Below are 24516 nucleotides of genomic sequence, written 5' to 3'. Positions count from 1 at the left end.
AAAATGAAGCTGGAACGATAAGGTTTGGGAAGGTCAGTCTCGTATGTATCATTTATTGTTTTTAAAATTTTGTTCCATATGTATTTTTTTCACAAAAATTGAGGGACGTCATTGTGACAGAAGAGTTAAACATAAGTTATGTAATCAGGTAAAAAAAACCCGTTACAGGCATTTAAAATGATAATTAGACTTTAGATAGATATATGAAAAGAAAAAACATTTATTTATTTATAACTGTAGTTAGTACTATTTCAATAGTAGTAGTTAACCTATTATATTTTATGTTTGATATAGGTTTTTATACATATTTATTTTCCTTTCTTTTTTTTGCTCTTCTTGCCTACAATTACTATCGCCAGTACAAAAATAATACAGGCACAAATTAATTTTTGTACTCATTATTAATAAGGGTAAACTCATCTTTCGGGCGAAAACAAAAGAGATACGTGATAAAATAAAGGATGAGATAACTCAGGAGAGATACCAATCTCTGGAAGATATTGAATGGATCCGCGCCAAACTCGTTACCACCGAAAAACGGGGTTTTACCGAGCATACATAAGAGAATATGCTGGCCGAATAAAATGAGCAATTGCGTCAGGGTGGTCAACTATAAGTGAAGTAATCAGGCAAAAAAAGTCTGATACGAATTCATCAATACGTAGTCCAAATTTTGGAGGCTAACCTCCATTCAATGCCATTGAAAGAACGCGAGAATATCCATACTGTATCCTACATCTAAAATTATAATCTTAACAAACGGCGAGGTTAGAATTGCAAGTACCCGGCATCTTGCATCTTACAACCCAACTCACTCCTCCACCTTCAAATTCCTTAACCTTTCCCCATAATCCACAAGAAAACGTTCATATGGTTTATCCAGCAGTTCGGAGGAGATCAGGAAGTCGGCAGATGACCGGTTGCACGCAAGCGGAATGTTGTAAACGATACAGATTCTGAGCAGGGCTTTCACGTCCACATCGTGGGGTTGCGCCTGGAGCGGATCCCAGAAGAAGATCAGAATATCCAGATCGCCATCGGCAATTGTGGCGCCGAGCTGAAGGTCACCGCCCAGCGGGCCGCTCATAAAGCGGTGGACTTTGAGGCCCAATTTCTCCTCAATTAAACCGCCCGTTGTTCCGGTTCCGTAAAGCTCGTGGTCTTTCAGAGTGCCGCTATTGTAATCGACCCAGTCGATCAGATCTCGTTTTCGATAATCGTGAGCAACAAGCCCGATTCGTTTTTTCTCTTTCATTGTGGCGGTGTGGGATGCAATACTTGGATGTGGTTTTTTAGCCATCGGAATATTTTGTTTGTGAGAAGTTTGAAATTCAAAAGCGTTTCAGTAAGTAAGGTCACTTGAGCTCAAAATCACAAAATTATTTTGGACAATTTCGTAGGCCTAAAATTAGATAATGGATTGCAAAATCTGACTGGTATAAAATCGAAGTGCTGAAGGATAGCGCAAGCGTCTCGCTTGTGCTTCAGATATTATGAGAAAAAGGTTTTTTTTGATTTTGGGGCTTACCTTATTAAGAAGTCATAACTGTCCAAAACATTTATTTTGAAATCAGAAGACGTAGAGTCTGTCTCAGGCTTTCAGCCTGTTTGCAGGATTCCGCATGTAGACTTGGGGCGTTGCCCCAAGCTACATTGTAACAGGCTTTCAGCCTGAAACATCACAGCCCGGGGCCTCGCCCTGGGTGGAAGAACCAATTCCTGCCGCCAGGCTGCACCAAAGGTATCCCTTGGGGAAAAGCCTGAGACAGTTCCCGGTTTGTTCAAGCAGAGGTTGAATTTTGAAAATTACGCCAAATCTGACCATGTATTCAAAAAACAAAGATTCTTTCCAACTTTAGAAACGTTTTGGACAGCAATGTTAAGAAGTGTAGAATCGATTAATCTCATTTCGGGATTTTCTGCATTAAACAGTATCTTTCCTGACTTGAAAAACCACAGAAATTGATAATTAAAAAAAATTACTATTTACCATGGCAGTAGAACGAACATTGACGATCCTGAAACCCGACTGTGTACGAAAAAATCTGATCGGTGAAGTAACCAAAAGAATTCAGGAAGCGGGATTCAAAATCGTAGCGATGAAAATGACGAAACTCACCGAAGATACCGCCGGTGGATTTTACGCGGTTCACAAAGAGAGGCCTTTTTTCGGTGAACTGGTTGAATTTATGAGCAGCGGCCCGTGTGTACCGATGATACTAGAAAAAGAGAATGCAATTGCAGATTTCCGTGAATTAATTGGCGCAACCAATCCTGAGGAAGCTGACGAGGGAACTATCCGTGCTGACTTTGCGGACAGTGTCGGTGAGAACATCGTTCATGGTTCCGACTCTGTTGAAAACGGAAAAATTGAAGCCAACTATTTCTTTGCTGAATCTGAAGTGGTAGCGAATAAGGCGTAACCACCCCATACCTCTCCTTGCGAAGGAGGGGATTCTTATCAATCAAAAAAATTTTATGTCCATCCAAATTCGATTTCTCCTTCTCTCACTTATAGCTTTTTCAATGATCGCTTGCAGCGAACCAAATGAAACAACTGCCGAGGAAGCCGAACCGATGAAAGTGCGGACCGGCGCCGAAATGTTGATTGAAAATCACCTGGATGAACTGGACGGTCAGCGTGTTGGATTAGTGATGAACCCCACCGCCCGGATTGGTAATACTCATATGTTGGACACGCTTATGGCGTTGGATGTGAATGTATCTGCACTTTTTGCGCCCGAGCATGGATTTCGAGGTGAAGCCGGTGCAGGTGAAAAGATTGAGGACGGAGTTGATCAGGAAACCGGACTCCCGGTTTTTTCTCTTTATGGCGATACCCGAAAACCAACTCCCGAAATGCTTGAGGAAGTGGATCTTCTCATTTTTGATATGCAGGATGTTGGTGCGAGATTTTATACCTACAACGCTACGATGGGTTTGGTAATTGAGGCCGCGGCCGATGTCGGAATTCCGGTTTGGATTTTAGACCGTCCGAATCCAGCAGGCGGTGATTATGTGAGCGGATGGTTAATGGAGGATGAACACCAGTCGTTTGTGGGAGCCTACCCGATTCCCGTTGCACACGGATTGACGTTAGGGGAACTTGCAGAGATGGCAGTAGACGAAAACTGGTTGAATACGGACGCTCAGCCGGATGTTCGAGTCATTCAAATGGATGGCTGGACCCGCGATATGAAATGGCCGGATACCGGGCTTGATTGGGTTGCGCCATCACCTAACCTACCAACCTTCGATCATGCGTTTATGTACTTAGGCACAGTTTATTTTGAGGGGACATCGTTATCGGAAGGGCGAGGAACAAATGATCCGTTTTTAACAGCTGGTGCACCGGCCACTTATTTATCTGACGGAGTTTTGGAGGATCTGAATAATCTTACAAATAATGTGTCCGTGGAAGCGACAGAATTTACACCCGAATCCATTCCCGGGGTAGCGATCAGTCCGAAGCACCAGGACACAGTTTGTTATGGAGTAAAGATTACGCTGAATGGCTATGATTTCGATCCGGTCAGAACTGGCCTCAAGATTTTTACAACACTTGTTCAATCTACTTCGGAGTATGAAATCAGAGATTTTATCTACCTGTTGGCCGGCTCAACCGAGATTGATCAGCTTATGAGCGGAGAGCTTACTGTTGAGGAGATCAATTTTGAACTGGGTGAATTTCTTGAAAGCAGAGAGCAGTACCTTTTGTACTAACCGTTGAGTCGGAGTTATTAAGACATGGTATTTTTTCTTAGTAATACAGAATTATGTTCAGCAAATATTGATTCAATAATACAAGACTTATCAGTGGCACTAAAAATAACATGTCTCTCCAAATACCATTTCTCTCACTAATCACTTCAATTTCTGCCGGCGCCATTCATAGCAAACCAGGGCAGCACTGACCGATGCGTTGAGGGACTCTACACCGTTATACATTGGAATAGAAAGGAGGAAATCGCAGTGCTCGCCGGTTTTTTGTCTCATTCCACGTCCTTCATTTCCGATTACAAAAGCCATAGGAACGTCGAACGTTTGCTCCCAAAGAAGTGAATCGCCATCCATATCCAGGCCGGCGATCCAGAATTTGTTATCTTTAAGTTTCAGAATCGCCTGGTTCAGGTTAACAGCCCGTACAATTGGAATGCGTCCAGCGGTTCCGGCACTGGTTTTGTAAGCTGCTGCACTGACTGGTGCCTGCCGGTGTTTAGGTACAATTACCGCATCCATCCCGGAGGCGGCAGCAGTTCGTAAAATTGCACCAAAGTTATGAGGATCTTCAATCTCATCAAGCAATAAAATACCCGTGTTTTGATTCGGCTCAATCCGTTCAAGCCAATCTTCAAATTCTTCATACTGAATTTGGCTGATGGCAGCCACTATTCCCTGGTCATTTACTTTCCCGACTAACTCATAAAGTTTAGATCCGGGAACCTCAGCAACAGGAACACGGTTATCAGAAGCAAGAGACAAAATAGTGGAGAAAGTTTGTTTATTAAGCTTCCTGTTGATATAAATTTTTTCTACCTCATCTGCCCGATTCTTGAGCAGTTCCTCAACAGGATTTCTTCCGTAAATAAATTCGTTTGATTCGTCCAATGAATTCAAAAACTTTTCTTAATGATGAACACTTCGTACTTTAGTAATGGTGCTTGAAAAGATATAATCTAATGACAGATCAACCTAAAAAAACAACCCCGTCTTATAAAAATTTGCAACTACAAGTTAGCAAATCCAAGAATGGACTACTAGGGCGACTGATATCGCTGCTGTCGAATATTCATACGTTTATACCGCTATTGTCAGGAGTTCTTTCAATTCTATGCGGTTTAACACTGGTAAGTATAACCATTTTAGGATTTATAACACCACTTTGGATTTCGGCTGTACTTACCCTGCTTGGAAGTATATCAAGCATGGTGGGTGGTTTCCTGATTTACCAGGTAGTATCGTCTTATGAATCATTCGATACGTTGGTCAATAAGGCAATTCGCCGTGTTGTAGACTCTCAAAATTAACTATTCTCCTAACCGATATGGATGAAAAAGAGCGGTTTGAAGTTTACGAGAGAGTTCATCTGCGGAAACACGAAGATTTGGCTGATGAGGATAAGATCGACAAGCTGAAAAATAAACATCGATCAAAATGGATCCAGATTATTTTCAATGTAGTCGTAATCACCGGCTTGGCTTATGGATACCTCGTTGGATATCGTCCGTTTCCGGAATGGGTGTATTACATTCTCGCCTTTATTTTTGTGCTCAATGTTGTGCTTCTCTACTGGCAAAAAAATCAAATTGAAGAATTGGCAAGTTATTTGAAGCAAAATCTTGATTCCGAATCATCGCTATCCTGATAGATCGATCTATGTCGAGTTCAACTCTTGAACCGCTTATTGATAAGAACTTTCTGGTGATTGCTCACCGTGGTGCCAGTAAATATGCCCCTGAAAATACCATGGCGGCTTTTAAACTGGCCCATAAAATGAAGGCGGATATGATTGAATTGGACGTTCAGCTTTCAAAAGATGGAATGCCCGTGGTTTTTCACGATGCGAAGCTCGATCGACACTCCAACGGAAAAGGGTTGGTTTCATCTTTTCTGATTGATGAACTTCATCAATTGGATGCCGGAAATTGGTTTTCAATAGAACACAAGGGTGAAAAGATACCCTCGCTTGAGCAGGTATTGAAGTGGGCTTCAGGCAAAATTATGGTAAACATCGAAATTAAAAAAGAATCGGTTGGAGATTTGGTTGAGGGCGGAGTAGAGGAAAAAGTTATAGAACTGGTTCAGAAAACAGGAATGGAAAAGAACGTTATTATCTCCAGTTTTGATTACAGGGCGATTGAGCGTATCAAAACGATAGAACCGAAAGTGTTGACCGGATTACTCTATCACAAAAAAAGTTCTTCAAAACGGGGACCGGAAAAACTCTTGAGAGATTACCGGGCTGACTACTTTCACTGCAGCAGATCGGAAATGAATAAAAAATGGCGTGCTCAACTTAATGAATTCGGGAAGAGATATCTGATCTATACGGTTAACAAAAAGAAACAGATGGAAAAGTGGATAGAGATGGGAGCTTATGGAATATTTTCTGACAAACCGGACCTTTTACGGGAAGTTGCCGATCAATATCTAAGCAAATCTGCCTAAATAAATAAGTTTTTTGCATTGTTTTCGGTTTTGGTTTGAATGGGAATAAAAGGCCTGCTATTTTCCTTCAACCATCAACCAATTCCCCAACCCACCCTATGGCAACTAAATACATCTTTGTAACAGGAGGAGTTACATCATCGCTCGGAAAGGGCATCATTTGTGCATCTCTTGGAAGGCTTTTAGTGGCTCGCGGCCTTCGAGTAACCGTTCAGAAATTGGATCCGTATATCAACGTTGATCCCGGTACCATGAACCCTTACGAACATGGCGAAGTTTATGTAACCGATGACGGTGCGGAGACCGACCTTGATCTGGGTCACTACGAACGATTTTTGGGAATCCGAACCTCTCAGGAGAATAATGTCACCACCGGCCGGGTCTATTATGACGTAATTATGAAAGAGCGGCATGGTGAATATCTCGGTAAAACCGTGCAGGTGATTCCGCATGTGACGGATGAGATTAAGTCTCATGTGATTGGCCTTGGTGAATCAGAAAATTTTGATGTGGTGATTGTTGAGATTGGTGGCACCGTGGGTGATATTGAGAGTTTACCGTACATTGAGGCGATGAGACAGCTGCGGTATGACGTGGGACGGAAGAATACGCTTTCAATCCATCTGACACTTGTGCCTTACCTGGCGGCTGCCGGTGAATTGAAGACTAAACCAACGCAGCATTCCGTAAAAACACTTTCTGAGAGTGGCATGAGCCCTGATTTGCTGGTTTGTCGATCTGAGTATCAATTGGATGAATCAATCCGAAAGAAAATTGCGCTCTTCTGTAATGTGGATTATGAGGATGTGATTGCTTCGCTCGATGCAGACAGTATCTATGAAGTTCCCCTTTTGATGCAGGCAGAAGGATTGGACAGCCGTGTGATTGAAAAATTGAATCTGCCCGCAAAAAATGCCGATCTTAAAAAATGGAAAGGTTTTGTTGATAAAATAAAGCATCCCACCGATGAGATTACCATCGCACTGGTTGGAAAATATGTTGAACACCATGATGCTTACAAATCCATTGCCGAAGCGTTAATTCACGGTGGAGCAATGAACGACACACGTGTTAATATCAAATGGGTCCAATCCGATTTTATTACGCCTGAAAATGTTGAGAAACGATTGCAAGATGTATCGGGTATTCTGGTTGCCCCCGGATTTGGCGACAGGGGAATTGACGGAAAATTAGCCGCTGTTAAGTACGCACGTGAAAACAACATTCCATTTTTTGGAATCTGTCTCGGCATGCAGTGTGCAGTCATTGAATTTGCTCGAAATTGTGCAGGATTATCCGGAGCAAATAGTACTGAATTCGATGAAAATTGTGAGTATCCAGTCATCGATTTTATGCCTGAACAGCTCGAGATTGAAGATAAGGGAGGTACAATGCGGCTTGGAAAATATGAATGCAAGATTACAGGAAGTACTAAAGCAAGGGCGGCATATGGGGAAGAGATGATAGAAGAGCGCCATCGCCATCGTTTTGAAGTGAACAACAAGTACAGAGAAAAATTGTTTGATAAAGGTTTGATGATCGCCGGAATTAATCCTGAGCGAGATCTTGTTGAAATGATTGAAATCGAGTCGCATCCCTGGTTTGTGGGTGTTCAATTCCACCCAGAATTAAAGAGTACGGTGAATGAGCCGCACCCGCTTTTTGTGGCTTTTGTTGGCGCTTCACTGGCCAATAGCAAAGGTAAAAGTGTGGACACCGAAGAATCGAAAGAAGCTGTTTCGTAGAAAATCCGAAGATCCGCGAAGTTTGACCCACCCCAAACCCCTCCCTATCCCGACCAAAAAAAGTCGGGACAAGGAGGGGCTTCTTGGTTTTGGAATAATTAAAACTCCCCTTCCTTGTCAGGCTGCTTTTGCCTGATAGGGAAGGGGCTGGGGGATGGGTTCTTATAAAGTAAAATAAATACTAATCCATTGCCCAACTCCCAATTCTCAAATAAAGTAAGAGTTCGAGCCTGTGCGGTCATCGTGCAAGACTCGTCAATTCTTCTTACGAAAATAAACTCACCAACTCGTCCGGAACCAATCTGGATGCCACCGGGTGGCGGTGTGGAGTTAGGTGAATCACTTGAAGAAGCTTTATATCGTGAGATTTTAGAGGAGACAGAACTTGAAATTAAAAAAAAGCAACTGCTCTGGATATATGAGTTCATCGAAGAACCCTATCATGCGATCGAGTTTTATTTTCGATGTGAAGTAATTGGCGGAAACCTAAAAAAAGGATCAGACCCCGAACTCAAAACGGATCAGCAAATGCTTTTGGATCTCGCTTTTATTCCATTTAGTGAGGCTCAAAATCTTCCAATCGCGCCATCATTTATTAAAGAATTCTGCAAAAATGGAGGCGAGTTTTTTACGGATATACGGCACATAATAAATTCCCCATTCGAAGGGGGCGCAGGGGGATGATCTTGTGTTCTGAAAACTATTCTTATCTGTTTCCCCCTTTAAAGGGAGATTTTCCCATCCGGCGTGGTACTCCGATCCCCTTTTCTTTATATTGAGAACTATTTTTAAAGCCTAAATTTATATATGCGATTTATACTTTTACTATTCAGTTTTCTTTTATTCTCCGCCTGCTCCAATCAAACAGATATCGGATTTGTATATCACAATGTGAACGGATATACACTCATGAACAGCGAACTTCATCAGTTTGAAGCGTTAGCAGTGGTTGATGGAAAAATACTCGCAACTGGAACTAATGAGGAGATACTGGATGCCTTTTCTGACTTTGCGCAATTCAATGGAAACGGTAATACATTGCTTCCGGGATTGATTGATGCCCATGCACACGTGATGGGTCTCGGAATCCAGGAATTGGATGTGAATGTGGCCGGGATTGAATCGTTGGATGAGACACTTCAGGTCATTGAAGCGTTTGCAGCCGACCATCCCGATCGGGAATGGATTACCGGGCGCGGCTGGAACCAGGTTTTGTGGGAAGAGAATGAATTTCCAACCGCATCTGACCTTGATGAAGTAGTTTCGGGTCGACCCGTTTTTTTAACTCGAATCGACGGCCACGCCGGATGGGCAAACAGCAGGGCGATGGAATTAGCCGGAATTGATCAGACCACCGAAGATCCAACAGGTGGACGCATTATTCGGAATGATAATGGCGAGGCTACAGGTGTTTTTATTGATTCGGCTATGAATCTCATTGAAACGAGTATTCCCGAAATAACCCAAGAAGACAGGAAAGAAGCGTTACGGCTGGCGATGGAAGAGATGTCGAAACACGGATTGACATCGGTTCATGATGCGGGAATTGATCAAAAAACCTGGAATTTATACACTCAAACAGCCGATAACGATGAGCTTATTACGCGAATTTATGCAATGATATCGGGAACAGGCAATACATTTGATGCACTCTCCGATAATGGTCCGATTAACAGTTACGCGGACGACATGCTGGCACTCCGAAGCGTAAAACTCTATTCTGATGGTGCATTGGGCAGCCGCGGTGCAGCCATGCTGGATGATTACAGCGACGATCCCGGAAACCGGGGGTTGCTCTTTCATAACCAGGAAGAGATGAATCAAATGTTGATGAAAGGAGCTACCCAGGGATATCAAATGAATGTTCATGCCATTGGAGATGCGGGAAACCGGCAGGTCTTGGATGGGTTTGAATACTTAGAAAATGAACGGGGTGATCAGGAAAATTTCAGGCATCGAATAGAACATGCCCAGGTAGTAGATTTGGAGGATATTCCCCGATTCGAAGAACTTAACTTAATCGCATCTATGCAGCCAACTCATGCCACCAGCGATATGAATATGGCGGAGGACAGAGTTGGATCAGAACGAATCCAGGGCGCGTATGCATGGCAGGAATTTTTGAACCAGGGCACCGTAATTGCCGCCGGATCTGATTTTCCGGTGGAGGATGTGAACCCGTTCTACGGTTTATATTCTGCGGTGACAAGGAAAGATCACGGAGGTATGCCACCGGGTGGTTGGTACAGCGAACAGAGTTTGAGCAGGATTGAAGCACTTCGCGCGTTTACAATTGATGCCGCCTATGCTGCTCACCAGGATCATTTGATTGGAACCCTGGAGCCCGGAAAGTGGGCCGATTTTATTGTGATTGACAGAGATTTCTTTGAAGTCCCGGCCTCCGAAATATGGCAGACGGAAGTATTGGAAACATGGATTGCCGGAGAAAAAGTTTATCAAAAAGAAAATTAGTATGAAAATTCGAGTCGAGCAATTAAATCCAACAGTTGGGGCTCTTGAAGCAAATGCTACATTGATTTTAGAGTCACTCGAAAAGGCTGAATCGGCTGGTATTGATCTGTTGATTTTGCCCGAGATGGTACTCATTGGCTACCCTGCCCAGGATATTTTGGAAAACAAAGCATTCCAGCGATCGGCCTATCATTACAATGAAAAGATTATCAATGCCACAAAAAATACGGCCCTTCTATTTGGAAGTATCACGAAGAATGAAGGTGTTGGACGTCAGATGTATAACACTGCACTTCTCGCAAGAGAGGGTAAAGTGTTGGGTGAAGCTCATAAGACTCTGCTTCCCACCTATGATGTTTTTGATGACCTCAGGTACTTTGAGCCAAATGACAGGTTCAAATGCCTTGAATTGGATGGAAACAAAATCGGTGTGACCATCTGCGAAGATATCTGGTACAATGAAAATGAAGTCCAGTACCATACCTATGAAACTGATCCGGCGATTCTTTTGAAGGAGGATGGAGCACAAATTATAATCAATATTTCGGCGTCTCCATTTACCAAGACAAAGCATGAGAATCGTAAAGAGATGCTTCAGAATCATGCTAAAAAAATGAATCTCCCGGTTCTTTACAGCAACCAGGTAGGTGCTCAGACAGAGGTTCTCTTTGATGGCGATTCCATGGCGATAAATTCTGGTTCGGAAGTGATCGCCACAATGAAAACATTTGAAGCCGGTTGGTTTGATGTTGATTGGAATTTGGATAAAAATAATATTACGGCTGCCTCTGATCACCAAAACGATACCTATCCTGAAAAAGGGCCGGCACGGATTTTTGAGGCGCTAAAAATGGGTGTGTATGATTATGTTCATAAACTCGGAATTGCAGATCAAGTGATTTTGGGATTAAGCGGAGGCATCGATTCGGCGTTGGTCTGCACAATTGTTGCCGAGGCTCTGGGTGCCGAAAATGTGAAAGCACTCAATATGCCAAGCACATTTTCAAGTGAGGGAAGTGTTTCCGATTCAGAAAAGCTTGCCGAAAATCTTGGAATTGAATTGTTGGATGTTCCGATACAATCCATTTTTGATGAGTTTAATCAACAGCTCAAACCCATTTTTAAAGGAACGGAGTTTGGAGTTGCTGAGGAAAATTTACAGAGCAGAATTCGGGGGGTGCTGCTGATGGCGTGCGCCAACAAGTTCGGCTATTTTTTGATGACTACGGGAAACAAATCAGAATATGCAGTGGGCTATGCAACCTTGTACGGAGATATGAACGGTGCGCTCGTTGTAATTGGCGACCTCTATAAAACACAGGTTTACGAAATGGCCCGATGGCTGAATGATGAGTATTATGAAAAAGAGGTGATACCTGAAGCAACCATTACAAAACCTCCAAGTGCGGAGCTCAGGCCGGATCAAAAAGACACGGACAGCCTGCCGGAATATGATGTGTTGGATGATATACTTTATCGTTATATTGAACTGCAAGAGGGAGCACAGTTTATCATCGACGATGGTTACGATGAACAGACGGTAAAAAAAGTGATTCGCCTTGTTGAAGCGAATGAGTTTAAAAGATACCAGGCTGCTCCCATCTTAAAGGTCAGTTCAAAAGCATTCGGCATCGGCCGGCGTTGGCCAATAGTTCAAAAATGGACTGCAAATAATAAATGATGAAAATTCTTTACAATTGAATTGACAAATGGTTCGTTTTTCAACTTTTTTGTAGAGACTTATCCATAATATCTACTTAACCTTATCAGGAAAACCTAAATCCAGTTAACTAAATACAGATCTATGAAACAGTTCCTCCTAATTCTCTCTTTTTGCCTGATCACAAACATCGTTTACTCACAAAATCAGGCCCAGGATGAGACAGAAACAGAGGTGCCCGTTAAATTACTCCCATACACAAACCCGTTGACTGACAGCCGGGATGAAGCTGAAGTAGAAACCGATACATTGCAGGTCACTAAAGTTGATAAAGAGGTCTTGCGAAGAATTTCAAATGCTTACAAAATGCATGTGTTGGCGATAGATGCTCAAGTGCAGGGAGATTTGGTTCAAGCTGAAGACTACATCAATAAAGCATTTGCCGCTATACAGTCGATGATGGACGATTTTCCTGAAGTTCAGAATAACCGCAGGTTTACTGAATTGTACCGATCAGTGATGGCGGAGCACAGTGAGTTTTACGGGATCAAGGAGGTGAAAAATGGAGCTGAAGGAGAGATTTTTGCTATACGCGAGGAATTGTTTTCTGAAGAGGATGACTGGATTGCTGAAGGATATACGATGCCCGATAACCTGACATTCAACAAAACTGAAGTCCCACTGGTTGAAAATCAGCATGTGAATCGCCACTTGATCTACTATACCCAAAAACGTCCGGACGTAATGGAGCGTTGGCTGGAGCGTTCTGAGTACTACTTCCCGATGATGATTGAAATTTTTGAAGAGGAGGGAGTCCCCACCGAGTTGGTACATCTTTCTATGATTGAAAGTGGTTTGGTGCCTACAGCACGCAGCTGGGCTGCCGCTGTCGGAATGTGGCAATTTATTCGTGCCACCGGGTCTGTTTATGGACTTGAAGCGAATTGGTGGGTTGATGAACGGCAAGATCCAATCAAAGCAACGCGAGCCGCAGCTCGACACTTGAGAGATCTTTATGAAGTTTGGGGCGATTGGCACCTGGCCATGGCAAATTATAACATCAGCCCGAGAGGATTAAGAAGAGCAATAAATGCCGCTGGCGGTGAGGAAGATTATTGGGTGGCTTACCCCTATTTACCTCGCGAAACTCGTGGATATGTCCCTGGTTTTATTGCAGCAACGATGATTGCTATGAACCCGGAAGAGTTTGGTTTCCAGCGAGACTATGGACAAGAAGCTTATTCCTACGAAGTAGCTGAAGTTGATGGGTTGATGCCATTGGAGAAACTTGCCGAAGCTGCAGGAATTACTGTTAAAGAACTGAAAGATTTAAACCCTGAGCTGTTGAGATGGGCCACACCTCCCGGCGGAAAATATCCTTTAAAAATTCCAACCGGTATCAAAGACGATTTCTTGGCTGCATACCAGGAGATTCCTCAGGAGGAGAGAAGTACCGACGTAGCCATGCATACCGTCAGCAGTGGTGAAACACTCGGATATATTGCTCAGAGGTATGGAACCTCCGTGCGCTCGCTTTTTGCAACCAATGAAGGATTGAGCAGTACCATTTACCCCGGCCAAACCATTGTTGTACCGGTGGCCTCAGGCCCTGAAGAGGAGATCTCCTCAAATCGTCCATCCAATCAAGGTACATCTTCGTCAAGCAGCCGAAGAAGAGCATCAGCGCCTTCGAATACAACGGGTGTGACTTACACTGTAAAAAGTGGGGATACCATCGGGCACGTAGCAGAGTGGTATGATGTTCGCGCATGGCAAATTCGCTCATGGAATGGAATTGGAAATACGATTCGAGTTGGTCAGCGATTAACTGTTTATGTGCCGAACAATCGTGTAAGCTACTATAATAATGTTGATGGACTTGCATTTGCACAAAAACAGGAGATTGAGCGGCGTCAGCGATCGGGTGAAAATATATTTGATCTTCAGGTTGGCGGTTCTTCCGGTTCCGGCGACACTGTTACATACACGGTTCGGCGAAATGATACGTTAACAGGTATAGCGAATCGTTATGGTGTGACAGTTAATGACATAAAAAATCAAAATAATTTAAGCAGTTCCCGGATTTACGCCGGACAAACATTGAAGATCACAAAGAGGTAAATTGAGTGCATGAAGCATGCCCGAAAACTTATATTATTTATATCACTGGCCGCAATTTTAACTTTCTCTGCGGCCTTTGTTTATCAGAGCGATCTGTTTTTCCAGATCAAAAAAAATCTCACCATTTTTAGTGATGTCTACAAAGAAGTAGCTATTCAATATGTAGATGATGTGAGCCCTGAAACACTCATGCAGCGCAGCATAAATTCCATGCTGGAGACGCTGGATCCGTATACCGTTTTTATTGACGAGGGTGAACAGCGACAGATGGAGATTCTTTCATCAGGTTCCTACGGCGGTATCGGGATCGATGCCGGATATCGTGGAGATCAAATTGTAATTATTGCACCTCTGGAAGGTTATCCGGCACAACGAGCCGGGTTAAGGCCGGGTGATATTATCAAAGAGATTGATGGAGTGAATGTAGAAGGATTGACTCCCGAAGAGGTACAGCAGCTTACCGTCGGGGATATTGGCTCAGAAATTGACCTTAAAGTTCAACGGCCGGGTTTCGACCAGGCAATGGACTTTACTCTCACAAGAGAACGAATTGAGGTTAAAAATATTCGCTATGCGGCAAAAATTGGGGAGAAACAAAATTTTGGATATATCCAGTTGGTTCGGTTTGGACAGGGAACATCTGAAGAGCTGCGGGAAACACTTCTTGAGATGGAGCAATCGGGGTCATTTGATGGATTGATTTTAGACCTGAGAAACAACCCGGGCGGTCTTTTAAATGAGGCTGTTTCGCTGGTGGATAAATTTATTGAGCCGGGGGTCACAGTCGTAGAAACAAGGGGTCGCCTTGAGTCTCATAACAGTACACTCGTTTCGCAAGAACCGGCTATGTATGATGATCTCCCGATGATTGTGTTAATTAACAGCGGAAGTGCCAGTGCTTCGGAGGTTGTTGCCGGCGCCTTGCAGGATCTGGACCGGGCACTGATTGTGGGTGAAACAAGTTTTGGGAAAGGTTTAGTGCAAACAGTTCGCCCGCTCTCTTACAATACATCATTGAAAATCACGGTATCCAAGTACTACATACCAAGCGGGCGAAGCATACAGTCTATTGAGTACCTGCACTCTAACTCCGGGGACAATAACAGGTCTGTTCCTGATTCACTTCGGAGAGCGTTTAAAACAAAGAACGGCCGTGTTGTGTACGATGGGAACGGTATTAAACCTGATATAGAGTTCCAGGAAGAACCCTCCACCATGCTCGACCTGGCCTTGCAAAAAAACAATCGATACTTCTTTTTTGTAAATGATCTTCTTGCCAATTCTGAGAACTCAGGCCAGCTGGAAATTCCATCCGATCTATTTGACCGATTCACAACCTATTTGGTTGAAGATGGTTTTACATATGAAACCCCCGTCGATCAGCACTTGGCAGCGCTGGAAACAAATATCGACAATTTTTCGCAGGAAAGATCTGCAAGGCAAAATGTAGATGAGTTAAATGCATTGTTGAGAGATTATAAAATTGCCCAAATTTATCAGAATGAAGAATTTATTGATAAGAAATTGAAAGCGGAGTGGATCTCTCAAACCAAAGAAGATGAAGAGAGAATTAAAGCCGTTTTGGAACTGGATGAACTTGTGAATATCTCGTTGGATTTCCTGGATAACCCATACCAGTATCGCACCGAGTTGAGGCCATAATAGTTTGGGAAAAGCTGATTTACATACACACACAAATGCCTCAGACGGCGATCTCTCTCCCGAAGAGCTTATCGAGAAAGTTTCCAAAAAAAATCTTGAAGTCATCGCAATTACTGATCATGATACCATTAACGGATATCTTGATGCCAAAAAATTTGCCGATGAAAAGGAGATAGAGCTCATTACAGGTGTGGAGATTTCAACAGTTTGGAATGAGAGAGAAATCCACGTACTGGCCTATGGTTTTGATGAAGAGAATACCAACTTTCTCAGTCTTATTGCCAATCAAAAACAAGCCCGCCGCAAGCGCATGAAGGCGATTGTTGATGTCTTAAAAAAGGAAGGCATTGATATTGATTATGCTGAAGTTCGTGCTGAGTCGCATCCCGGAAATATCGGTCGGCCACATGCGGCATCTGTTTTAATCAATAAAGGTTATGTTGCTTCGGTATCTGAGGCATTTATACGTTATCTTTCAAATGATAAAATTAAACAGATAAAAACGGAATATGCTGTATTGGAAGATGTACTCTCAGTTGTGCATGAAGCCGGAGGGATACTATCGATTGCACACCCAGGGCCTATGTACTCGAAGAATGAGATGATAAATCTGCTGAAACACCCGTTTGACGGGATAGAATGTATACATCCAAGCCATAGCTATAAAGTTCAAAAGATGTACCTGGATCTGGCAAAATCAAGGAACTTGTTGGTAACCGGGGGGAGTGATTTTCACGGTTCGGGAAAATCGGAATATGATCCCTATTTAGGCGTTGTAACTATTGGAATGCAATTTGTGGAAGCATTGAAAAGATCAGCAAGATCTCGAAAAAATATGATCGTTCAGTAATTATGACAGTATTAGAACAGAAAAAAGATATTCATTGGCCTCACATTAAAGTAGCTGTTGTGGCTGCCCGCTGGAACTCTTTTGTAACGGATGAGATGCTGGATGCCGCAGTTCAGGCCTTACAGGCTAAAGGAATTCAGGATTCAAATATCACATCTATGAGATGTCCCGGTTCATTTGAAATTCCACTTACATGTAAGTGGTGCCTGGAACATCTTGAGGTGGATGGGGTTGTAGCCATTGGTGCCGTGATTCGTGGTGGCACCCCACATTTCGACTATGTTTGTGATTCAGTAACACGTGGGATTACCGACCTGAATCTTTCATCAGGAAAACCGGTATCTTTTGGTGTACTAACTACAGACACCGTTGACCAAGCCAGGGAACGGGCCAGCGAAGAAAAGGGAAATAAAGGTGCTGAAGCGGCTCTGGCTCTTTGCGAAATGATTGCTCTTGAGCAGTCAATCAAGAGTTCATCGGGCTAAAAAACACCTTGAAATATGATGATAATACCTCTAATATAGAGAGTTGGAAAGAATTACATAAAAATGTCTTTAAAATCATTATCACTTACAGATAATCAGCAAACAGAAGAGGATAAGAAGCTTCAGCAACAGGTAAAATCTTCTGGTGCCATACCCAAACATATTGCAGTCATCATGGATGGGAATGGCAGATGGGCACAGAAAAAAGGAAACATTCGTCTGTTTGGCCACAAAGCCGGGGTAGAGTCTGTTCGCGATATTACAGAATCGTGCGCTCAACTTGGAGTGGAATATCTGACTTTATACGCTTTTTCTACTGAAAATTGGAATCGTCCATCCGCTGAAATTAACGGCTTGATGAGACTCTTGGTTCAGACTCTCAGGAACGAGGCTGAACGGTTGAATAAAAATGATATTAAACTTGTAACCATCGGACAGACTGAACGGCTTCCCGGAAAATGTCAACAGATGTTAGAGGAAGTGATTGAGCTGACGGCAGATAACAAGCGAATGCAGTTGTGCCTGGCGTTGAGCTATTCTGGGCGATGGGATATTAAGGAAGCGGTAAAAAATATTGCTAAAGAAGTTGAAAAGGGTAACATTACGCCCGACCAAATCGATGATGATTTAATTGGTTCTTTCCTGTCAACTGCATCTGTTCCTGATCCCGACCTGATTATTAGGACAAGCGGAGAGTTCAGAATCAGTAATTTTCTGTTGTGGCAATTGGCCTATTCAGAACTGTATATTACAGAAACCTACTGGCCTGATTTTAGGCGAGATGAACTCTACCAGGCAATATTTTCATTTCAAAAACGTGATCGAAGATACGGGAAAGTTAAAAACGGACATAACAAAAGCATGTCCGCATCAGTTATAAACCAAATTAGATCATAAACAGAAGGTAAGATTGCATTACGTGTTCAATACCAAGCACTTCTTCTATTTAACATTTTTACTGTTTTTTGCTTTTTCACTCAGTCAAATCGCCTCTGCGCAGGATAGCGATTCAACCTCGATTGAGATACAGGACCCAACCTCAATATCTCCAAGGGATTATCAAATTCGGAATATTACTCTTACCGGATTGATTACAGCCCGCGAGAGTTACCTGTTGAATAGCAGTGGACTTGAAATTGGAGAAACCATACAAATTCCCGGAGAGGAGATATCCTCAGCCATTCGCCAGATCTACAGAACCGGTATCTTTTCGGATGTGCAGATCAGTTATGAGAGGGTGGGCACCGACGAGGTGATTATAAATATCCGGGTTGAAGAGGAACCACGCCTTGAAAGGTATGAAATTACCGGAGTAAAACGATCGCAGCGACGTGATCTGAGGGAACAGCTCAACCTTTTAAGAGGATTTGCGGTGACCAACTCCATTCGCGAACAGGCTCTCATAACTATACGGAGATTTTTCAGGGAGAAAGGTTATTGGGATACGGATATTGAGATTCGTGAAGAGCTTTCGGATGATGGCAGAAACCGGCTCAGGCTTGTTTTTGAAATTGATGCTGGAGAACGTACAAAAGTGCGTGAAATCAATTTTGAAGGAAATGAGCAGTTTGATGACAAGAAACTAAGAAAGGAGTTCGATACCATTAAACAAGACCGCTGGTGGAGAATTTTTAAACGCCACGTATATACGGAGGAAGAGTTTGAGGAAGGCAAAAGCAATATTTTGCAATTTTACAGAGATAATGGTTATCGCGATGTACGGATTGTTGAAGATTCTGTTTATGTAGATGATTGGAGAAGAAAAGAGGGAGTCTATTTTGATATTGAACTCCATGAGGGTCCTCAATACAGAATTCGAAATCTTGAATGGGATGGAAACACAGTTTATACCGACGAGCAGCTCACAAACTTTTTCCAGTTCCAAAAAGGAGATGTATTCAACGAAACCCGCTTCTACGAAAATCTTGAGTTCAGCCAGGATGAGACAGACATAACAAGTCTCTACAACAATATTGGATACCTGTTTTTCCAGGTGAATCCGGATATACAAATTGTTGAGGGAGACTCCCTGGATGTTACTTTTGAGATTATTGAAGATGAGATCGCCACGATTCGAAGAGTCTCTTTCAGTGGAAATACGAAGACGCATGATGATGTAGTTCGCCGAACCTTGCGAACAGTTCCCGGTAACACATACAGCCGGTCAGCAATTATACGTTCCGTTCGTGAATTGAGTACCCTTGGTTATTTCACACAGGAAGGAATAACTCCCGATATAAATCCAAATCGTGAAGAGGGTACAGTTGATATCTCTTATCAGCTCGATGAATCCCAGGGAACAGATAACTTTGAATTTTCCGGTGGTTTTGGTGGCCGTCAGATCGGTGTGATTCTATCGGCCCGTGTAAACTTCAACAACTTTTCGGTGGGCCGAATGTTTGAACCCGGAGGCTGGAGTCCTATTCCATCCGGCGACGGTCAGAAACTTTCACTGGGTGTACAGGTAACGGGACGCGGTTACCAGAGCTACAGCTTTAGTTTTACTGAGCCATGGCTGCGAGGACGTCCAACCTCCCTGGGAGTAAGTGCCTCGTATAACTTCCTGAACTATAACACGCGGCGGTTTACAAGTTTAGATCAACCCGATCGGAGAAATGAGCTTTTTACAGCCAGTGTAAGTTTAGGTAAACAGTTGGACTGGCCGGATGATTACTTCTCAAGACGGCTTATTCTTACCTATAACCGTTTTAATGTACTTGGTTTTAGCGGAATCTTTGAAGACGGTCAGGCCGATATTTTAACTCTACGAAGTGTACTATCAAGAAACTCTTTGAATAACCCGATTTCACCGAGTGCCGGGTCAGAATTCAGCGTCTCGGGTGAGGTTGCACTCCCTGTTCCGGGTTTTGCACAATTTTATAAGTTACGCACAGGTTATCAGCATCATTACAATATTGTAGAAAAACTGGTGTTGAGTGGTACGGTTGATTACGGTTATATGGGATATTTCAGTGAAAATAACCGGAGTAATTTCCAACGGTTTTTCCTTGGGGGGACTCAGATACAACAGCGGCAAAACTTCCTGAATGACAATATCGATATGAGGGGGTATCCCGGTGGATTTGATGGCGTGATTTCGCCTCTTGATGAGAATCAAAACCAGATTGGAGGGCGTGTTTTCAGTAAATATACCATGGAGTTACGCTATCCGGCGGTTAGTTCAGACCAAATTCAATTAATTCCATATGTTTTTATGGATGCCGGTAATGCCTTTAATAATTTAAGCGAATTTGATCCGTTTGAAGTGAAACGTGCCGCGGGTTTTGGTGCCAGGATCTATCTGCCCATTTTGGGTTTGGTTGATCTGAGTTACGGTTACCGTCTTGATGGAACACCGGCTTCAACAGAAGGACCGGGTTTAAATCCGGGCGAATGGGAGTTCTTGTTTAACATTGGAGCACCGTTTTAAAATGTCGTGCAAAACATGCACATATTTGATCGTTCTCGTTCTGTTTTTAATTGTTGATGCAGCTGATGCGCAGGATCAAAAAATCGGGTTTATAGATTCGGATGTCATCATGCAACAAATGCCGGAATACAGTGGGATAGAGCAGCGATTAGATCTCCTTTCGGAAAACTGGCAGCAGGAAATTGATGAAATGGAGGAGGAGATTGCCGAGCTGGAGCGTGAATTCGAAGCCCGGGAAATACTCTTTACTGATGAAATTCGGCAGGAACGGCTCAACGAGATCGAACAAAGGAAACAAGAACTGGATCAATACATTGAAGAAAAGTTTGGTCCGCTGGGTGAATATTACACCCGTCAAAAAGAATTGCTCGAGCCTATACAAAGATTAATTTTTGATGCGTTAACTCGTGTCGCCGAAAGAGATTCATATGATTTTGTGTTCGACAGGGCCGAAGATACCCGCTTCCTGATTACCCGGGAGGAATGGAACCTGACGAATGATGTGATGTTAGAACTGGGTATCAATGAAACAGGAAATTGAAAGATATAAATGTTAATTTTGGAGCTTTAAAAAAATCAACCTCTATGAAAAGATTATCAATTACTCTATTACTTTTACTGGTGCCGCTTGCAGTCTCGGCCCAGCTTAAAGTTGCGGTAATGAATCCCGATTCTGTTTTGGATGCTATGCCCGAAACCGAACAGGTTCAAGCCGAACTTGAAAGCTATATCCAGGAACGTCAAAATGCTTTCCAGCAGCGTTACCAGGAATGGATAGATCAAATGACTGCATACTCGGAACAAGCTGAAGCCGGTAATATAAGCCAGGAACAGCAACTACAGGAAGAAGAAAGGCTTAACGAATTGCAGCAAGAGCTAAACAGTTTTCAGCAGCGTATTCAACAGCAGATCCAACAGCGACAGACGGAGCTTTTCAACCCGCTTTTAGTACGGGTGGAAGAAGCGATGGCTGAAGTCTCCGAGGAGATGGGATATGATTATGTACTCAACAGAGCTTCAAACATGGGCGATCCCATCGTTTATTACACCTCAGACAGGGCTCCGGATATCACTCAACAGGTAATTGACAAACTTACTCAAAATTAATTCGATCAAATCGTATCATGAAAAAATTAAATATACTTTCTATAGTAACGCTTATTATTCTCACAGCTCTGATGGCTGCTCCAACAGCGCAGGCACAGGTAGCCGCCGAGGGCGATATGGAAATTGGCTTTGTCGATCCTCGGGCTGTACTGCAGCGAATGCCTGAAATGAGTGCTGTTCGGCAAAGAATCCAGAATTTGGCTGAGAGAAAACAAACTGAACTTGCTGAAAGACAACAGGAACTTCAATCTGAAATTGAGTTGTATCAGCAAAAAGTAGGTGTTATTTCTGAGCAAGCTCGTCAGGATGAGGAACAACGACTTACACAATTGGACCAGGAATTCAGACAGCTGCAATCCCAGGCTCAACAAGAGATTGAGCAACGACGTGCAGAATTAATGGCACCGTTGTTGCAGCAGATCCAGGAAGCAATTGATGCCGTAGCTTCAGAGCAAGGTCTGGATTATGTGCTCAATACGACAACTTCCACAGGTGATGTGATTATTCTCTATGTATCACCCGATGTAGAGTCTGAATATGATATCACAGACGCCGTTATGCAGAATCTCGGCATCTAAGTTCTTGACTTGAATGACGAAAGGCACAAGCGAGTCAACTACGCTGAAGCTTCGTTGACCAAGGACGCTTGCGCCATCAATGTCATCATCTAATTTTTTAATTTGATTGTAAAGGCGATCTGAATTTCAGGTCGCTTTTTTTATTGTTTTGAGTTGAACCTTGAGCAATTTGGCAGAGTCCGAACGAAGAGAGGTCATGCAAGATTTGCGTGTTAAATGAAAGAATTTGATCAGGATCCATTACCCTAAGAGAGTCAAAATGTGACGGGTTTTCCACTTCGCTAAAAACGCTATCAGTTTCTACTGTACTCTCTTTCTTCGATTTCGAATATAATCTTCGAAAATATACCCGCCTAATTTGTTAAGAGATGAGTAGTATGCTCGCCCTTTGTTAGCTTCCGTTAATTCACGGACGAAATTCTGTAGATAGGGATCCCTGGCAATCATAAATGTGGTGATATCTATCTGTTCCCTTTTGCAAACTACAGCTTCATCCAACACTTTATTCACGATTTTTCGGTCAAGGCCAAAGCTGTTTTTATAGAGTCTTCCATTTTCAATCATACAAGATGGTTTTCCATCGGTAATCATAAAAATCTGTTTATTAGAAAACTTTTTCCGCTGAAGAATATGGCGCGCTTTCTGTAATCCCTGTAGTGTGTTCGTATGATAAGGGCCCACTTTCAGATATGGCAGGTCTTTCACCTGTATGTCCCAGGCCTCATTTCCAAACGCCACAATGTCCAGCGAATCTTTGGCATAGTTATTCATGATGAGCTCCGAGAGAGCCATGGCCACTTTTTTAGCAGGTGTGATCCGGTCTTCTCCGTAGAGAATCATGGAGTGGCTTACGTCAATTAACAGCACAGTGGAGACCGATGTATAGTGATCGGTATCATACACCTGGAGATCATCTTCTCTCAACTGAAACTGGTCGAGAGAGCTGTGTTTCAGCATGTTCATCATTGTACCGGTACTGTCGATATGGGCGGTATCATCACCGGCTTTCCACGGACGGGTTTCGGGTTGTCGTTCCAGGCCCTTGCCGGTGTAATTGGTTTTATGCTGCCCCTCGCCACCTTTCTTGAGTTGATTGAAGATCTCTTCCAGTGCTTTCTGTCGAATACTTCGGTCTGTTTTCGAAGTCGGCATCATCACCGATTCTTCCTCATCAAAACGAATGTATCCACGCTCTTTCATCTCATCGATAAAATCTCCGATTCCATAACCCTCTTCAAACTGGTCGGTAATTTCGTACTCTTCATCAATTTGATTGAGCCAACGGAGTGCCTGTGAAACGTCACCGCCTGAAATGGTTAAAAGTTCCTGGAATAGATCCCAAAGTGTATCAAAAGGTGATTTGCCGGATCGATTAAATCTATCGTCCCATTCTGAGTAGATGAAATGCATAAATGATATCTGCTGACTTTTTTATTTATCTTATAACCTCTTTAAAGGACAAATCATTGCATGCTAATTTAGAATTAGCAACTTAGGAATAGTAACCATTGTTTAATGAAATTTGAAACGGAAGTTTGATGGATCGATATCAATTTGAGACGAAGCTCTGGGAGCAAGGGTTTCAACGAGTTATGGGTTTAGATGAAGTCGGGCGTGGGTGTCTTTGCGGACCTGTGGTGGCTGCGGGCGTGATTTTAAAACCATGCTCGAGAATCAGTAAAGACGTTGCCGACAGTAAATCGATTGATGAGAAAACTAGAATTCGGTTGAGGGAAGAGATCAAAGAGAAAGCCCTGTTTTGGACCGTGCAAAAGTGTTCCCCCGGCGAAATTGATGAGATCAATATTTTAAAAGCCTCCATTCGTGCTATGATGCGATGCTCGGAGGAAGTGGGCGCCGAGCCTGATTATCTTTTGGTAGATGGGAATCGATTTACATCATCCGTTATTCCTCATAGTTGTATTGTAAAGGGAGATGATAAATCGGTGTCTATTGCTTCGGCATCAATACTTGCCAAGGTTCATCGCGATCAACTTATGCGGAAACTGCATAAAGAGTATCCACATTTTGGATGGGAAACAAATGTTGGCTATCCAACCAAAGAGCATTTTGAGGGATTAAAAAATCACGGGTACACCAAACACCACAGGAAGAGTTTCAAATTAAGGACTGAAAAAGTTTATAAGGAATCCAATAGTTGAGGTTTAGAACGCGTCATTAGATGAGTGATTGAACAAGTTTAAAATTTGAACTGGAACAACTTTATACGTTGACTGA

The 24516-nt window shown here is 43.0% G+C and carries 22 protein-coding genes; 19 read left to right on the top strand and 3 right to left on the bottom strand.

What is annotated here, in order from left to right:
• Positions 1-811 precede the first annotated feature (811 nt).
• Positions 812-1255, bottom strand: coding sequence for a methylglyoxal synthase (locus tag L6773_RS11400; RefSeq protein WP_369431568.1), 444 nt, complete (start codon positions 1253-1255; stop codon positions 812-814).
• A gap of 736 nt (positions 1256-1991) precedes the next feature.
• Here L6773_RS11400 and ndk point away from each other — a divergent pair.
• Together ndk and L6773_RS11390 are read left to right on the top strand one after the other, a co-directional pair.
• Positions 1992-2423: a nucleoside-diphosphate kinase gene (gene ndk / locus L6773_RS11395; protein ID WP_237854545.1), complete on the top strand. Its 432-nt coding sequence runs from the start codon at positions 1992-1994 to the stop codon at positions 2421-2423.
• Between the two features lie 55 nt (positions 2424-2478).
• Positions 2479-3723, top strand: coding sequence for an exo-beta-N-acetylmuramidase NamZ family protein (locus L6773_RS11390; protein WP_237854544.1), 1245 nt, complete (start codon positions 2479-2481; stop codon positions 3721-3723).
• A gap of 141 nt (positions 3724-3864) precedes the next feature.
• Here L6773_RS11390 and rlmB read toward each other — a convergent pair whose 3' ends face one another.
• A complete protein-coding gene (rlmB, locus tag L6773_RS11385) occupies positions 3865-4608 on the bottom strand; it encodes a 23S rRNA (guanosine(2251)-2'-O)-methyltransferase RlmB (protein ID WP_237854543.1) in 744 nt (247 codons plus the stop codon).
• Between the two features lie 71 nt (positions 4609-4679).
• Here rlmB and L6773_RS11380 point away from each other — a divergent pair, with 71 nt between their 5' ends.
• From L6773_RS11380 to L6773_RS11300, 16 genes are all read left to right on the top strand, one after another.
• Positions 4680-5027 (top strand): hypothetical protein, encoded by a 348-nt coding sequence (locus tag L6773_RS11380; RefSeq protein ID WP_237854542.1) that lies wholly within the window; start codon positions 4680-4682, stop codon positions 5025-5027.
• 17 nt (positions 5028-5044) lie between these two features.
• A complete protein-coding gene (locus L6773_RS11375) occupies positions 5045-5365 on the top strand; it encodes a hypothetical protein (protein ID WP_237854541.1) in 321 nt (106 codons plus the stop codon).
• A gap of 11 nt (positions 5366-5376) precedes the next feature.
• On the top strand, positions 5377-6168 hold the full coding sequence (locus tag L6773_RS11370; protein ID WP_237854540.1) for a glycerophosphodiester phosphodiesterase: 792 nt from the start codon (positions 5377-5379) through the stop codon (positions 6166-6168).
• Between the two features lie 98 nt (positions 6169-6266).
• Positions 6267-7913: a CTP synthase gene (gene pyrG, locus L6773_RS11365; RefSeq protein WP_237854539.1), complete on the top strand. Its 1647-nt coding sequence runs from the start codon at positions 6267-6269 to the stop codon at positions 7911-7913.
• Between the two features lie 189 nt (positions 7914-8102).
• Complete coding sequence (locus L6773_RS11360) at positions 8103-8597, top strand: NUDIX domain-containing protein (protein ID WP_255727744.1); 495 nt, start codon at positions 8103-8105, stop codon at positions 8595-8597.
• 123 nt (positions 8598-8720) lie between these two features.
• A complete protein-coding gene (locus L6773_RS11355) occupies positions 8721-10385 on the top strand; it encodes an amidohydrolase (RefSeq protein WP_237854537.1) in 1665 nt (554 codons plus the stop codon).
• Position 10386: 1 nt separating this feature from the next.
• Positions 10387-12066: an NAD+ synthase gene (locus tag L6773_RS11350; RefSeq protein ID WP_237854536.1), complete on the top strand. Its 1680-nt coding sequence runs from the start codon at positions 10387-10389 to the stop codon at positions 12064-12066.
• 123 nt (positions 12067-12189) lie between these two features.
• Entirely contained in the window at positions 12190-14166 is a 1977-nt protein-coding gene (locus L6773_RS21595) for a LysM peptidoglycan-binding domain-containing protein (RefSeq protein WP_304622110.1), read from the top strand.
• Positions 14167-14175: 9 nt separating this feature from the next.
• Positions 14176-15828: a S41 family peptidase gene (locus L6773_RS11335; RefSeq protein ID WP_237854535.1), complete on the top strand. Its 1653-nt coding sequence runs from the start codon at positions 14176-14178 to the stop codon at positions 15826-15828.
• Between the two features lie 4 nt (positions 15829-15832).
• The gene (locus L6773_RS11330) at positions 15833-16678 is read left to right on the top strand and encodes a PHP domain-containing protein (RefSeq protein ID WP_237854534.1); all 846 of its coding nucleotides are present in this window, start codon (positions 15833-15835) and stop codon (positions 16676-16678) included.
• Between the two features lie 2 nt (positions 16679-16680).
• Positions 16681-17163: a 6,7-dimethyl-8-ribityllumazine synthase gene (gene ribH, locus L6773_RS11325; protein ID WP_237854533.1), complete on the top strand. Its 483-nt coding sequence runs from the start codon at positions 16681-16683 to the stop codon at positions 17161-17163.
• A gap of 63 nt (positions 17164-17226) precedes the next feature.
• Complete coding sequence (uppS, locus tag L6773_RS11320) at positions 17227-18060, top strand: undecaprenyl pyrophosphate synthase (protein ID WP_237854532.1); 834 nt, start codon at positions 17227-17229, stop codon at positions 18058-18060.
• A gap of 22 nt (positions 18061-18082) precedes the next feature.
• Positions 18083-20593 (top strand): outer membrane protein assembly factor BamA, encoded by a 2511-nt coding sequence (bamA, locus tag L6773_RS11315; RefSeq protein ID WP_237854604.1) that lies wholly within the window; start codon positions 18083-18085, stop codon positions 20591-20593.
• A 25-nt stretch (positions 20594-20618) separates the two neighbouring features.
• Complete coding sequence (locus L6773_RS11310) at positions 20619-21134, top strand: OmpH/Skp family outer membrane protein (RefSeq protein ID WP_237854531.1); 516 nt, start codon at positions 20619-20621, stop codon at positions 21132-21134.
• 44 nt (positions 21135-21178) lie between these two features.
• Positions 21179-21700, top strand: a complete 522-nt coding sequence (locus tag L6773_RS11305; protein ID WP_237854530.1) for an OmpH/Skp family outer membrane protein — start codon at positions 21179-21181, stop codon at positions 21698-21700.
• A 17-nt stretch (positions 21701-21717) separates the two neighbouring features.
• Positions 21718-22278, top strand: coding sequence for an OmpH/Skp family outer membrane protein (locus tag L6773_RS11300; protein ID WP_237854529.1), 561 nt, complete (start codon positions 21718-21720; stop codon positions 22276-22278).
• A gap of 300 nt (positions 22279-22578) precedes the next feature.
• Here the strand turns inward: L6773_RS11300 and L6773_RS11295 are convergent, their stop codons facing one another.
• On the bottom strand, positions 22579-23688 hold the full coding sequence (locus tag L6773_RS11295) for a vWA domain-containing protein (protein ID WP_237854528.1): 1110 nt from the start codon (positions 23686-23688) through the stop codon (positions 22579-22581).
• A gap of 128 nt (positions 23689-23816) precedes the next feature.
• On the opposite strand from L6773_RS11295, the gene rnhB reads away from it, so the two are divergent.
• Entirely contained in the window at positions 23817-24440 is a 624-nt protein-coding gene (gene rnhB / locus L6773_RS11290) for a ribonuclease HII (protein WP_237854527.1), read from the top strand.
• Positions 24441-24516: the final 76 nt, after the last annotated feature.

Origin of the sequence: Rhodohalobacter sulfatireducens, assembly GCF_022012475.1 — a bacterium.
GTDB classification, from domain to species: Bacteria; Bacteroidota; Rhodothermia; order Balneolales; family Balneolaceae; genus Rhodohalobacter; species Rhodohalobacter sulfatireducens.
Note: the sequence above shows the minus strand (reverse complement) of the source record. Positions and strands in the feature narration are given on the sequence as shown.